Below are 13,522 nucleotides of genomic sequence, written 5' to 3' on the forward strand. Positions count from 1 at the left end.
AGTCCACTCCCCAATTCCAAAAGCGAGACGCCGGGCACCTGCAAAGGCCCCGGACCAAACAAACCATCATTATTTCAATGCTTAAGGGTCGATAGCTGAATCAGCATTTCAGCTTTCAAAGACTCAATGGCAAGGAAATCCATATGAATGGCGGGTGTCGTGTGCTGTGTCATGCAGCGTTTCAGAATGTGAAAGACCGACGCCATAAATAATAAACACGCCGAGAAGCAATGACACAACAGCCGTCGTCAGACGCGATGCGAGTGGGAGAGAAATCGTATTAGAAGTACGAACAGTAGCCATAACAACCTCCGTGCAGGGCCAGAAGGGAAAATCCCCCTCGGTTTTGGGCACTATTACCCTGTGATTGGCAGGTCTCCTGGCTCGCGGGTCGCAAGATAAATGCCGCCTTCCCGGTTTCCCAGTGACTGCCGTCCGCTTTCGCGTTCAGCATGGCATATATCCTAACCGCTCTACAGTCGCGGGGTCGGCTGCGGTGGGATCGCCCTAATGGGTACGACCGTCGCATTCCCTTTTGATCCCTGGCCTTTGGCCAATGCGGGAACCAATCATCTGCTGAACGTTATTCACCAAGCGCTCTAAAAGTCAAACGAATCTGCGACACCTTGATCGCTGCCTACGCCGTCAGACACGTTTAAGCGCAAACAATGCCTCGATATCCAGAACTGACTCCAATTGCGCTGCAATGGAGTCAAGCGCCGCATCTACACCAGCGTGATAATCGAGAGCGCCCGCAGATATTCCCATGGACTTTAAAAATGCTGCCCGGAATGCGTCCGCGTTGAAAAGCCCGTGCATATAGGTACCGAATACTTTGCCGTCAGCGGATATTGCACCATCCGCTATGCCATCAATATTCACGGCTGGCCGGATGCAATCGGGGCCAGTCGTTCGACCAAGGTGAATCTCATAGCCCTTCAACGGTATGTCAAACTGCAATGAATGGGCTTGGACATTGCGCACGGTCTTCTCCGGCTCCATAACTGTATCAATATCGAGATAACCAAGACCTCTGATTTCCCTGATATTTCCTTCAATCCCTTGGGGGTCAGATACTGTTTTACCCAGCATCTGGAAGCCGCCACAAATGCCGATAATATGACCACCTCTGCGCCTGTGCAGATCAAGATCGCGGTCCCAGCCATTTTCACGGAACCGTTGAAGGTCACCAATGGTGGATTTGGAGCCCGGAATAATGACCAAACCTGCATCTGCAGGGATTCGCTCTCCACTTTTGATCATGACGACCTCGACTTGCGGTTCAGCTATCAGCGGATCGAAATCATCAAAATTGGCAATGCGATCAAGCACTGGAACGGCAATTTTCAACGCCCGCCCATCACCTTTGACCAGCCGTTCCAATACAACCGAGTCTTCCGCCGGAAGACGGGAGGCATCTTTCAACCAAGGGACAACCCCGAAGGACGGCCAGCCCGTAAATTGTGTGATAGATTTCAAACCGTCATCGAAAAGCGAAATGTCGCCGCGAAACTTGTTGATCAGATAACCGGAAATCATATCCCGATCTTCAGGAGAAAGAATTGCGTGCGTGCCGACAATCGACGCTATCACCCCGCCTCGATCAATATCGCCAACCAGAACCACAGGCACATTGGCTTTGACGGCAAACCCCATATTGGCGATGTCCCCTGATCGCAGATTGATTTCTGCGGGCGATCCAGCTCCTTCAACGATGACTATGTCCGCATCGGCACGAACGATATCCCACGACTCCATAACCGCATTCAGCAATCCCGCCTTGTATTGCTGATAATCCCTGCCCTTCGCCTGTCCCCAAACTTTGCCCTGGACAATGATTTGGCTGCCCGTTTCTGACTGAGGCTTCAGCAATACCGGATTCATGTGAACCGACGAGGGCACGCCACAAGCCAGCGCTTGCAACCATTGCGCCCGGCCAATCTCACCACCATCATCGCTAACAGCAGCATTGTTCGACATGTTTTGCGGCTTAAATGGAAAAACCCTCAAACCGCGATTGCGCGCCAGACGGCACAATCCCGCCACCAAAACGGATTTGCCAACGTCAGAGCCAGTTCCTTGCAACATGATTGCGTGTGTCATGGGCTTTGAGTAGCGGATATGTCTTTCTCTTCCTAGTCCCATGCAAGCCGTTGCGCGCTTACGCGCATCCGATAGAGTGACCGGCAGTAATATTCGGGAGGAACTATAATGGATGCAGTCGTTGATGCGGCGGCCGGTCAATTTGAACTCAATGATGATCAACTGGCAATTCAGGATATGGCACGCGCTTTTGCGGCTGATCGGGTAGCACCGAAGGCACTCGCTTGGGACCGCGACAAGCATTTTCCCGCCGATGTCATTCGCGAGACAGGTCCGCTGGGCATGGGTGGCATTTATGTGCGCGAGGATGTTGGCGGATCGGGTTTGAAACGGCTTGATGCCGTGCTGATATTTGAAGCTCTTTCAATGGCCTGCCCTGCCTTCTCAGCATTTATATCAATTCACAATATGTCGACATGGATGATCGACCTGTTCGGAACACAAGCTCAACGACAAGAATTTGTGCCCAAATTGACGTCTATGGAGTGGCTGGGCAGCTATTGCCTGACGGAACCGAACTCCGGTTCCGATGCGGCGGCGTTGAAAACTACAGCTGTTCTGGATGGCGATCATTACGTTTTAAATGGTGCTAAACAATTCATATCCGGCGCAGGCGATAGCGATATTTATGTCACCATGGTGCGCACCGGCGAATCCGGACCAAAGGGCATTTCTGCACTGATCATTCCCAAGGATGCTCCGGGCCTGTCATTTGGCGCAAATGAATTCAAGATGGGTTGGAACGCCCAGTCCACCCGCACAGTTTTATTCGATAATTGCCGGGTTCCTGTAGCAAATCGGCTTGGTGCTGAGGGTGATGGATTTAAAATAGCCATGGGAGGGCTTGATGGTGGCCGTCTGAATATCGCGGCATGCTCCTTGGGTGGAGCTCAATCGGCACTCGACAAAGCGGTTGCTTATGCTTCCGAGCGCAAAGCATTCGGTAAGGCCATCAATCAGTTTCAGGCATTGCAGTTCAAGCTTGCTGACATGGAGACGGATCTTTCAGCCGCGCGAATGCTGCTCTACACAGCTGCCTCAAAACTCGATGCGAAGGCCCATGACGCGTCCAAGTGGTCAGCCATGGCAAAGCGTTTTGTAACCGATAAAGGCTTTGATATCGCCAATGACGCGCTTCAAATCCATGGTGGCTACGGCTATTTGCATGATTACGGCGTTGAAAAAATCGTTCGTGACCTGCGCGTCCATCAGATATTGGAAGGCACCAATGAGATTATGCGGGTGATCATCGCGCGGCATATGATCAAAAACTAAAACAAGATATTCAGGGAGAGTGCTGCGATGACAATAATTGCCTTTATCGGCCTAGGACATATGGGCAACCCCATGGCCGCCAATCTGGTCAAAGCTGGACATACAGTTCTCGGTTTTGATCTTTTGCCAGACAACTTGGCTGTTGCCACGGCCAACGGCGTGACAGTAGCCTCAAGCGCAGAGTTCGCTGTTGCTGATGCAGATGTGGTCATCACCATGCTGCCAGCCGGGAAACACGTTCTCTCAGTCTACGAATCCGTGACAAAAGCAGCAAAACAGAATGCGCTGTTTATCGATTCATCGACGATTGACGTCGATTCTGCGCGCAAAGCACATGAGATCGCCCACAAGAATGGGCTGCTTTCCGTTGACGCGCCTGTTTCCGGCGGTATCGGCGGCGCGGCGGCTGGCACTTTGACTTTTATGGTTGGAGGTAGTGCCGAAGCATTTTCCAAAGCCGAGTCAGTCTTGAAACACATGGGCGCAAAAATTGTCCATTGCGGTGATGCCGGGAACGGTCAAGCGGCAAAAATCTGTAACAATATGATCCTCGGCATTTCCATGATCGGCGTTAGCGAGGCTTTCACATTGGCGGAAAAGCTGGGACTTTCCCATCAGGCGCTTTTCGATGTCGCCTCCACCTCCTCCGGTCAATGCTGGTCGCTAACGACCTACTGTCCCGTTCCAGGACCGGTTGCCACATCCCCCGCCAATAATGATTACAAACCGGGATTTGCCGCTGCGTTGATGCTAAAGGATTTGAAGCTTGCACAGGACGCTGCGAAAAGTGTAGGCGCTGCGACACCACTTGGCTCGCATGCTGAAGCCATCTATGCGGAATTTGGTGCCGCGGGAAATGAAGGCTCGGACTTTTCAGCCATCATCAATCATCTTCGCACAACTCAGCGCAAAGATTGACCTCACATATGCGGAAATTCGCAAAATTTAGGTTTAATTAAGTTCTCGATAACCTCGCGGTAAGGATGTCCGGTTAAAACTTTAGGGGTGAGTAGATCAAGACCCTGCTCACCGCTCCGGATCAGGTATTGCGTACCGGGGTTGGATCTCCTGCCGAATTTATCAATCGACAGATACCACATCTATTTTGGCAAAAACCGCGCTGCTTTGTAATGAGCAGAGCGGTTTTTTGTTATTCGCACCAAAGTCTAATTCGAATGACAAAAAGCCGTCACCTGGCGAGGCAACGGCTTCATGCAAGCCAATGACAATTAGCCTGCCGAACGTGTCCAGATGAATGACAGAGCTGACACAACGCCGCTCTTGGCATTGGTGCGCGGTGTATCGCGCTTTTCAGTTGCATTCCACGCTATGTGGACGCCGTTATTCCGATTGAAAATGTAAAGCATTTCTGCACCTCGAAGAGAAACTGTTGTTGCACTCCAAATGCGCTTATTGCTTAAAGTTTGATCACGGTAATTCGTCATATCTTGTCGCATTTACGTTAGTAGCCACGTCAAAAATGCATGGCACCCATGAAAGTTCGCGTTAACTGCGCTTCCCTGCGGGCCTTTTCAACAGAAAAACCTCCGGACGGCGCATGGCGCTAACAGGAAAGTCGAGAACTGCCCACAGTGTCTGCATTTAGCGCGCCATGTCGTTGCAGCTAAAAAACCGTAACGGGATGATATCGGCACGTACCGACATCAACTTTTGAAAGAAAATCACTGAAAGCGTTGATCTTTCATCTATTGGTTTGTTACGATGCCATTATGAGCATTGTTGTTTTGGCACCTCATTCATTTTTCCGGCGTCGTTTTATCGATAGGCCTTGTCGCGATACACCGCATTTATTCAATCAAAGCATTGCATTCTGTCGGGATAACGATGCCAAATGGCACATAAGCGAATGACTGGTAATGGCAGTACCGGGTAAATTCGCATTCGGGTGAACTGTCAAAAAAGAGTGGGAGACTTAGAACATGAAGAAGCTACTTGCTTCAACTATATTGGCAGCTGGATTATTCGGTTATGCCGGATCAGCTTCAGCAGCCGAAGATTGCGGTACGGTTACAATCGCAAACATGAACTGGCAGTCAGCCGAAGCCTTGGCCAACCTCGACAAGATAATCTTGACCGAAGGCTATGGCTGCGATGCAGAGCTTGTTGCAGGCGACACTGTGCCGACCTTTACCTCCATGATCGAAAAAGGGCAGCCTGATATCGCACCGGAAGGCTGGTTGAATGCTGTTCGCGAGCCGCTTGAAAAAGCTGTCAAAGAGAACAAGCTGGTCTATGCAGCGCCAGCCATCACTGAAGGCGGCACTGAAAGCTGGTGGGTACCCAAATATTTTGCTGATGCTCATCCGGATATCAAGACCATCGCCGACGCGATGAAGCATCCGGAATTGTTCCCCTCGCCTGAAGACCCTAAAAAGGGAGCCGTCTATAATTGCCCATCAGGCTGGGCATGCCAGATCACGACCGCTAACTTTTATAAGGCTTATGAGGGCGATAAGAATGGTTTCACACTTGTCGACACAGGCTCAGCAGCCGGTCTTGATGGCTCGATAGCGAAAGCTTACGAACGCAAAGAGCCTTGGCTTGGCTACTACTGGGGTCCGACAGCCATTCTCGGCAAATATCCGATGGTAAAGTTGGACAATGGCGTTCCATGGGATGAAAAGGAATGGAACCGCTGCAATTCCATCGCAGATTGCCCGGATCCAAAACCAAATGGTTGGCCGATTGCTGACATTTACACGATCGTCACCAAAAAATTCTCTGAACGTGCTGGGCCAGCCTTTGAGTACCTGAAAAAGCGTCAGATTTCGACCGAAGAAACAAACAAGCTTCTCGCGTGGATGGTCGACAATCAGGCCACTGGCGAAGACGGTGCTAAATATTACCTGCAGAACAACGAGGCAACCTGGACGAAGTGGGTTTCCCCTGAAGCTGCCGAGAAAATCAAGGCTGCAGTTAAATAGTTGAATTGCGGCGGAGCAAGCTCCGCCGCAAGCAATCTTAATCAGGTTGGATGCCTCAGCATTCAGCCAGCAAGGTCGTATGAAAAAGCCAGGCTTTTTTGACTTTAGAAGGGGTACCAACGCATGGATTGGTTCTACTCATTCCCGAACATGAATGATGAGACGCTGCGTAATTTGAAAAAAACGATGGATGAGGGCTTTAAGGCTTTCACGCGCGAATATGGCGACATCATTGAATCATTCTTTGAGCCCCTGCAGTACTTTCTGATTCAAGCAGAACGTTTCATGACAGGCACGCCTTGGCCCATCATGGTACTGCTCATTGCAGGCATAGCCTGGCTTGCCAGCCGCAACTGGAAGATCGTGGCCGGAACAATCCTTACACTGCTTCTGATCGGCTATTTCGATATGTGGAGCGATGCGATGAAAACCATCGCAATGATCTTTGTTGGAACAGTCGTATCCATCGTCGTTGGCATCCCTATCGGCATTATCATGGCGCGATCCGACAGTTTCCAGAGGATCGTTAATCCAATACTTGACGTGATGCAGACAATGCCGAGCTTCGTATACCTGATACCGGTGGTCATGCTGCTCGGTATTGGCAAAGTTCCCGGACTTATCGCGGTGGTGATTTACGCCATTCCGCCAATGATCCGCCTGACCAATCTGGGTATCCGGCTTGTGGATAAGGACGTGTTGGAAGCTGCCGATGCATTCGGTTCATCGAGCTGGCAGCGCCTGAAAAACGTACAGATCCCCCTCGCCCTTCCAACCATCATGGCTGGCATTAATCAAACGATCATGATGGCGCTCGCCATGGTGGTCATTGCTTCAATGATTGGCGTGCAGGGACTTGGGCAACCGGTGCTGCGTTCTGTCAATGGACAGTTCTTCTCCCTTGGTCTTTTCAACGGCCTTGCCATTGTCGGCATTGCCATCATCTTCGACCGCGTTAGTCAGGCCTATGGCAAGCGTCTTCAAAAACATCAGGAGGTCGTCCATGGCTGATCAAACAATTCAAGGCGCGGGAATTAAGATCAAGAATCTTTACAAGATTTTTGGCTCGCGCGGATCTGCATATGTCGAGGCCGTAAAAAACGGCATGACCAAAACAGAGCTCAACGAGAAGCATCACCACGTGCTTGGCCTCCGCGATATCAATATCGATATGCCCGCGGGTGGAATTCAGGTCGTTATGGGTCTATCCGGCTCTGGCAAATCCACTCTCATTCGCCACATCAACCGCCTGATTGATCCAACTGCCGGTGAAGTTATCATCGATGGTACGGACGTCTGCCAGATGAACGAAAGCGATTTGCGCCAATTTCGCCGGCACAAGACTGCGATGGTTTTTCAGAAGTTTGCACTGCTGCCCCACCGCACAGTTCTTGACAACACCGTCTACGGCTTGGAAATCCAAGGTATTTCCCGCGATAAGCAGGAAGAACAGGCGCGCCGTTGGATTGAACGGGTCGGTCTCAAAGGCTTTGAGGACAACTACCCGAACCAACTTTCCGGTGGTATGCAGCAACGTGTCGGGCTTGCACGTGCGCTGACAAACGATGCGCCAATCCTGCTTATGGACGAAGCATTTTCAGCACTTGATCCGCTGATCCGCATGGACATGCAGTCTGTCCTTCTGGATCTCCAAAAGGAAATCAAGAAGACCATCGTTTTCATCACGCATGATCTTGATGAAGCGCTTCGCCTGGGTGACCGTATTGCCATTTTGAGAGATGGCGAGGTTATTCAACAAGGGACAGGACAGGACATCGTTCTTCAGCCTGCCGATGAATATATCTCCAGCTTCGTCAAGGAAGTGAATCGCGGACGCGTGATCATGGTGGACACCATAGCGACAACTACCGGCGGTCCCGCAGATGCCGGCCATGTCTCGGTTGCCAGCGGCACTACCCTGGAAGAAGCCGCCAAAACAATGACCGACGCAAACCAACAATACGCTACCGTGGTTGACGAAAATGGTAAGTCGTTGGGCGTTCTGAGCATGAATAGTCTTATTCAGGCAATGGTTACACCGATCAGTCATCTGACCGCCGCTGCTGCCGAATAATAGGCTTACAAAAGGATCGCTCTGATAAGCACAGCGCTCCTTATCAGCATCGAATGTCGTTTACTTTGCCCAAGGAGTCGCTCACGCCACGCATCCTTTTTTCACCTCTGGCGATAGTGATCCTATCGCCCTTCAAGGGTGTCATAGAGGGCATGCATTATGAGCGAACCTGCGATTGAAATCGAAAACACTGGTTCATCGCGAGATCATGGTAGACGCGGAGGCCGATCCCGCCCACGCAGCATTGAAAGCGGCGCTTTCGACCAGCCGCCCCCTCGTCAGCTTAGAATTCCTCTGACACCGACCAAAGTGGTCTCCGATGATGAGCTGGAATCGATACACAATGCTTCGCTGAGAGTCTTGCAAGAGATTGGCGTTGACGTTCTGCATGATGGTGCCCGGGAAATCATGAAGAAGGCCGGTGCTGACGTGCGCCCCGGCACTGCACGCGTCCATTTCGACAAGGATATGATCCTTGAATATGTGGGACAGGCGCCATCCGAATTCACACTTCACGCGCGCAATCCGGCGCATAATGTCCGTTTTGGCGGCAATAACCTTATTTTTGCACAAATGGGTTCAGCACCAAATTGTTCTGATACAGACAATGGCAGGCGCTCGGGCAATCAAGCGGATTTCCGCAATTTCCTCAAACTGGCGCAGATGCATAATATCATCAATGCGACGGGTGGTTATCCGGTCGAACCCATTGATATCCATCCGTCTGTGCGACACCTGGAATGCATCCGCGATCTTGCGACGCTCACAGATAAACCATTCCATATTTATTCGCTCGGTAAGGAACGCAATGAAGACGGAATAGAGATTGCACGGATCGCTCGTGGCATCAGCCGTGAACAATTACAGGAGGAAGCCTCCTGCTACACGATTATCAATACCAACTCCCCGCTTAAACTGGATATCCCGATGATGGAAGGCATTATCCAGATGTCTGGTAACGGTCAGATCGTTATTGTAACACCGTTCACACTTGCCGGAGCAATGGCTCCGGTTACCATTGCCGGCGCATTGGTGCAGCAAAATGCAGAAGCATTAGCGGGAATTTCTTTCACTCAAATGGTCAAGAAGGGCGCTCCTGTCGGCTATGGAGGATTTACCTCCAATGTCGATATGAAATCCGGAGCTCCTGCCTTCGGTACACCTGAATACATGAAAGCGCAGATGGTCGGCGGCCAACTGGCCCGCCGCTACGGCATTCCTTATCGCACCTCCAATGTTTGCGCGGCCAATACGGTCGATGCACAGGCAGCCTATGAGTCGGTTTTTTCGCTTTGGGGAGCCATTCAAGGCGGCGCGAATTTCATGCTGCATTCAGCAGGCTGGCTCGAGGGCGGGTTGTGCTGCTCCTACGAAAAAATGATCCTGGATTTCGACCTCTTGCAAATGGTGGCGGAATTTCTGACCCCGCTTGATCTGTCTGACGATGCGCTTGGCGTCGAAGCTATGCGCGATGTTGGACCCGGCGGACATTTCTTTGGCACGGCGCACACGCAATCGCGCTACAAAACAGCCTTCTATGCTCCAATCATCTCTGATTGGCGCAATTACGAGAGTTGGCAGGAAGCTGGATCCCCCACAGCGATCGAGCGCGCAAACCGGGTCTGGAAAGAGCGGCTCGCAACCTATGTCAAACCTACGATCAACCCGGCTATCGAAGAAGAAATCGATGCTTTCGTAGCCAAACGAAAGTCTGAAGGCGGCGCTCCAACCGACTTCTAATTGGCTGACTCAGTTTCTCAACATCTTGAATCATATTTATACCCAAGAGGCTTAATTGCATGAAATCGCACGTTAAAGCAGTTGTCATCGGCGGCGGCGTTGTCGGATGTTCAGTCCTTTACCATCTTGCTCGTGCTGGCTGGACTGATGTCTTGCTGATCGAGCGCTCAGAGTTGACATCGGGTTCCTCATGGCATGCTGCCGGCGGCTTTCACACACTTAATGGCGATCCAAATGTAGCCAAGCTGCAGGCTTATACGGTCAGCCTTTACAAGGAAATTGAAGAGCTTTCCGGTCAATCATGCGGCTTGCATTTAACCGGCGGCGTCATGATGGCCGACAGCCCGGAACGCATGGACTTTTTGCGGCTAGCGCATGCACGAGGACGCTACCTTGGCATGGATACCGAACTGATCACACCGTCCGAAGCCAAAGCCATGTTCCCGTTAATGGACGAAAGCAACTTTGTCGGCGCCATGTGGGATCCGGTCGAGGGTCATCTTGATCCATCTGGAACAACACACGCCTATGCCAAGGCTGCACGCAAACTCGGAGCTGAAATATCGCTGCGTAATCGCGTCATCGAATTAACGCAGGAGGTTGATGGCACATGGAATGTGATTACCGAGCAAGGAACGGTGAAAGCCGAACATGTCGTTAATTGCGGCGGTCTTTGGGCCCGTGAAGTGGGGCGTATGGTCGGACTGGAACTGCCCGTTCTCGCCATGGAACATATGTATCTCCTGACCGAAGATGTTCCGGAGGTCATGGAATTCAACCAGAGTACCGGTCGCGAACTCATTGGCGTAATGGATTTCAAAGGTGAAATCTATACGCGGCAGGAACGCAATGGCATTCTGCTTGGCACCTATGAAAAGGCCGCGAAGCCATGGTCCCCGGTCAATACGCCTTGGGATTTTGGTCACGAACTGCTTGCGCCGGATATTGATCGTATCGCTCCTTCCTTGGAAGTCGGGTTCAAGCATTTTCCAGGCATTGAAAAGGCTGGAATAAAACAAATTATCAATGGGCCGTTCACTTTTGCACCAGACGGCAATCCCCTGGTGGGGCCTGTCCCTGGACTGACCAATTATTGGACCGCATGCGCTGTCATGGCCGGTTTCAGTCAGGGCGGTGGCGTTGGTCTGGCACTCTCCAACTGGATGGTGCATGGCGAGCCCGGATTTGATGTTTGGGGTATGGATGTCGCTCGCTTCGGTGAATGGGCAACCTTGCGCTATACCAACGCCAAGGTTCGCGAGAATTATTCTCGCCGTTTTTCCATACGATTTCCCAACGAAGAGCTACCAGCCGCGCGGCCTCAACAAACCACACCGCTCTATGAAACGATGCTCTCGCAAAATGCCGTGATGGGTGATTCCTGGGGTCTGGAAACACCGCTCTGGTTTGCACCCAAAGACACAGAAGCGAAGGACATCGTTTCCTACCACCGCTCCAACGATTTCGAGCATATTGGCCAAGAGGTGCGGGCAACGCGTGAGCGTGTAGGCGTTACCGAAATTGCCAACTTCGCTAAGTACGAGGTTACAGGCATCGGAGCGGAAGCCTTTCTTTCCCGGTTGATGACCAACACAATGCCGAAAAAGGGACGCCTTGTCCTGACACCGATGCTCAATCACGAAGGCAAGCTTATCGGCGACTTTACGATTGCAAAGGCAGATGACGAGCGCTTTGTTATATGGGGTTCATCAGCGGCACAGCGTTATCACATGCGCTGGTTCCAAAAGCAGCAGCCAAAAGACGGTTCCGTTACTATTCATCGTTTTGATCAAACATTGGTCGGCTTGTCGATTGCAGGGCCGAAAGCACGCGATGTTCTCGCCAAACTTGTTGATGAAGATGTGTCCAATGCTGCGTTTCGCTTTATGGATTATCGGGAGATGGCCGTTGGGGGCGCGCCATGCAGGGTAAACCGCATTTCCTATACGGGCGACCTTGGCTACGAAATATGGATGGAACCAGCCTATCAAAGGCTGGTCTACAAGGCGATCAAGGATGCTGGCGCTGAATATGATATTGTCGATTTCGGTATGCGCGCCCTGCTCTCCATGCGGCTCGAAAAGAATTTCCCAACATGGTATCGCGAACTGCGGCCGATCTACGGTCCCTATGAGGGTTCAATGGATCGCTTCGTCAAGCTCTCCAAGAATGATTTCATTGGCAGGGAAATGGCAATGCGAGAAAAAGCAGACTTCGATGCTGGTACCAGCACGAAGTTACGCCGTGTCTCGCTTATCATTGATGTACCATCAAGTGATGATGCAGCAGATGTCATGGGGGATGAACCCATTTGGGCAAAAGTCTCCAAGGATTACGGTGTCGTTCAGGCCAGCCATGGCGTCGGTGCTCCGCGCTTCAATAAGGAAGGTGCAGTTGTCGCCAATGCTGGAGACATTGGTGCCGTGCAAGGCGAATGGCGTGTGGTTGGCTGGGTAACATCCGGCGGCTATGCCCACTATGTAGGGCATTCCATGGCACAGGGATATGTGCCTGCAGAACTTGCTGCAAATGAGGACCAGGGCTTGTTCGAAGTGGAAATCCTTGGACGCCGGAGAGCCGCCCGGATCAATATCGAGCCACCATTCGACCCATCAGGTGAAAAGATGCGCGGGTAATTCCCGCGATGAAATGAAAGGCAGGCCTTTGCGCCTGCCTGTCCAGCCAACAACGACAAGAGCACTGGCCGCCTCGTCATAGCGCTGGGCCAACTCCCATGATTTGCAATCTATGGCAGCAACGTCCGCACGACCGGTTGCTACGGCCTTAATAGATTTCCGGTGCCCACCCGTTTCGGAATGACTAATGAAGAGACCTAGTGTCTCGCCCAAAGCCTCAAGGTCGCGCTTCAGAGAAAGATATCCAGACATGGAATCGGGGCTGTTAAACGCGAGACGTTTTTGCCTGATTGTATCCAAAGGCAGATGGGGCTTTCCGTCGGGGGGAGCAGCTATGGCAACACCCTCACCGCGCCTCATTACAATCGGACTGGAATAAAACGCTTCCTTGCCGCCTTCTGTGCCGGAGTAGTCGTCCTGTCCCACAAGCCGGACATGTGGTTGCAGCCCGAGCTCCATCGGTCCCCAACAGGTCTGCGCGAATAAAAGAGCGGGATGACGCCAAAGCGTGGGAAGATCGAGTTCATCTGGCGGCAACGTCGCCGGGTCTGGGGCGATAATATTGCCTGCAGCATCTCTAATGCTCCCGGGAACCGCAGGCAGGTCGGCGTTGCGTCTTGTCAGGTGATCCGGTGCATCAAAGCCTTCTGCGCGAAGAATGTCACGCAGGAGGGACCATTGCGCATCCACTTCCACGCGTCGTTCCGGCCAATCATACATCGGCAAAGCCGCCACCAAAGTCATGCGCT

At 51.8% G+C, this 13,522-nt stretch carries 11 protein-coding genes and 1 riboswitch; of the genes, 7 read left to right on the plus strand and 4 right to left on the minus strand.

The features are described 5' to 3' along the window. Positions 1-123: 123 nt before the first annotated feature. Positions 124-303 carry a CbtB domain-containing protein gene (locus AC6CHM_RS05585; protein ID WP_115052672.1) on the minus strand — a complete coding sequence of 60 codons (180 nt, stop codon included), beginning with the start codon at positions 301-303 and terminating at the stop codon, positions 124-126. Between the two features lie 49 nt (positions 304-352). After that, positions 353-585: riboswitch (cobalamin riboswitch) on the minus strand. A 60-nt stretch (positions 586-645) separates the two neighbouring features. Then, on the minus strand, positions 646-2,103 hold the full coding sequence (locus tag AC6CHM_RS05590) for a cobyric acid synthase (RefSeq protein WP_498172322.1): 1,458 nt from the start codon (positions 2,101-2,103) through the stop codon (positions 646-648). Positions 2,104-2,211: 108 nt separating this feature from the next. Between AC6CHM_RS05590 and AC6CHM_RS05595 the strand changes: the two genes are divergently transcribed. Next, positions 2,212-3,378 carry an isobutyryl-CoA dehydrogenase gene (locus AC6CHM_RS05595; RefSeq protein WP_115052670.1) on the plus strand — a complete coding sequence of 389 codons (1,167 nt, stop codon included), beginning with the start codon at positions 2,212-2,214 and terminating at the stop codon, positions 3,376-3,378. A 27-nt stretch (positions 3,379-3,405) separates the two neighbouring features. Continuing rightward, positions 3,406-4,296, plus strand: coding sequence for a 3-hydroxyisobutyrate dehydrogenase (gene mmsB / locus AC6CHM_RS05600; RefSeq protein WP_115052669.1), 891 nt, complete (start codon positions 3,406-3,408; stop codon positions 4,294-4,296). A 311-nt stretch (positions 4,297-4,607) separates the two neighbouring features. Here mmsB and AC6CHM_RS05605 read toward each other — a convergent pair whose 3' ends face one another. Beyond that, the gene (locus AC6CHM_RS05605; protein ID WP_163025467.1) at positions 4,608-4,745 is read right to left on the minus strand and encodes a hypothetical protein; all 138 of its coding nucleotides are present in this window, start codon (positions 4,743-4,745) and stop codon (positions 4,608-4,610) included. 573 nt (positions 4,746-5,318) lie between these two features. On the opposite strand from AC6CHM_RS05605, the gene AC6CHM_RS05610 reads away from it, so the two are divergent. The 5 genes from AC6CHM_RS05610 (at position 5,319) to AC6CHM_RS05630 (ending at position 12,773) form a co-directional block, all read left to right on the plus strand. Then, positions 5,319-6,323, plus strand: coding sequence for an ABC transporter substrate-binding protein (locus AC6CHM_RS05610; RefSeq protein ID WP_115052666.1), 1,005 nt, complete (start codon positions 5,319-5,321; stop codon positions 6,321-6,323). A 123-nt stretch (positions 6,324-6,446) separates the two neighbouring features. Further along, entirely contained in the window at positions 6,447-7,334 is an 888-nt protein-coding gene (locus tag AC6CHM_RS05615) for an ABC transporter permease (RefSeq protein WP_115052665.1), read from the plus strand. Between the two features lie 7 nt (positions 7,335-7,341). Beyond that, positions 7,342-8,397: a quaternary amine ABC transporter ATP-binding protein gene (locus AC6CHM_RS05620; protein WP_370878870.1), complete on the plus strand. Its 1,056-nt coding sequence runs from the start codon at positions 7,342-7,344 to the stop codon at positions 8,395-8,397. A gap of 159 nt (positions 8,398-8,556) precedes the next feature. Next, the gene (locus AC6CHM_RS05625; RefSeq protein ID WP_498172323.1) at positions 8,557-10,137 is read left to right on the plus strand and encodes a trimethylamine methyltransferase family protein; all 1,581 of its coding nucleotides are present in this window, start codon (positions 8,557-8,559) and stop codon (positions 10,135-10,137) included. 59 nt (positions 10,138-10,196) lie between these two features. After that, positions 10,197-12,773, plus strand: a complete 2,577-nt coding sequence (locus tag AC6CHM_RS05630; protein ID WP_498172324.1) for a GcvT family protein — start codon at positions 10,197-10,199, stop codon at positions 12,771-12,773. Here the strand turns inward: AC6CHM_RS05630 and AC6CHM_RS05635 are convergent. Further along, positions 12,750-13,517, minus strand: coding sequence for a PhnD/SsuA/transferrin family substrate-binding protein (locus AC6CHM_RS05635; protein WP_115052661.1), 768 nt, complete (start codon positions 13,515-13,517; stop codon positions 12,750-12,752). The genes AC6CHM_RS05630 and AC6CHM_RS05635 overlap by 24 nt on opposite strands. Positions 13,518-13,522: the final 5 nt, after the last annotated feature.

The sequence above is a fragment of the Phyllobacterium sp. GQ127 genome, from assembly GCF_059758635.1.

Coding starts and splice junctions, on each gene's coding strand:
- AC6CHM_RS05585 (WP_115052672.1), bottom strand. CDS start 303: ATGGCTACTGTTCGTACTTCTAATACGATTTCTCTCCCACTCGCATCG.
- AC6CHM_RS05590 (WP_498172322.1), bottom strand. CDS start 2,103: ATGACACACGCAATCATGTTGCAAGGAACTGGCTCTGACGTTGGCAAA.
- AC6CHM_RS05595 (WP_115052670.1), top strand. CDS start 2,212: ATGGATGCAGTCGTTGATGCGGCGGCCGGTCAATTTGAACTCAATGAT.
- mmsB (WP_115052669.1), top strand. CDS start 3,406: ATGACAATAATTGCCTTTATCGGCCTAGGACATATGGGCAACCCCATG.
- AC6CHM_RS05605 (WP_163025467.1), bottom strand. CDS start 4,745: ATGCTTTACATTTTCAATCGGAATAACGGCGTCCACATAGCGTGGAAT.
- AC6CHM_RS05610 (WP_115052666.1), top strand. CDS start 5,319: ATGAAGAAGCTACTTGCTTCAACTATATTGGCAGCTGGATTATTCGGT.
- AC6CHM_RS05615 (WP_115052665.1), top strand. CDS start 6,447: ATGGATTGGTTCTACTCATTCCCGAACATGAATGATGAGACGCTGCGT.
- AC6CHM_RS05625 (WP_498172323.1), top strand. CDS start 8,557: ATGAGCGAACCTGCGATTGAAATCGAAAACACTGGTTCATCGCGAGAT.
- AC6CHM_RS05630 (WP_498172324.1), top strand. CDS start 10,197: ATGAAATCGCACGTTAAAGCAGTTGTCATCGGCGGCGGCGTTGTCGGA.
- AC6CHM_RS05635 (WP_115052661.1), bottom strand. CDS start 13,517: ATGACTTTGGTGGCGGCTTTGCCGATGTATGATTGGCCGGAACGACGC.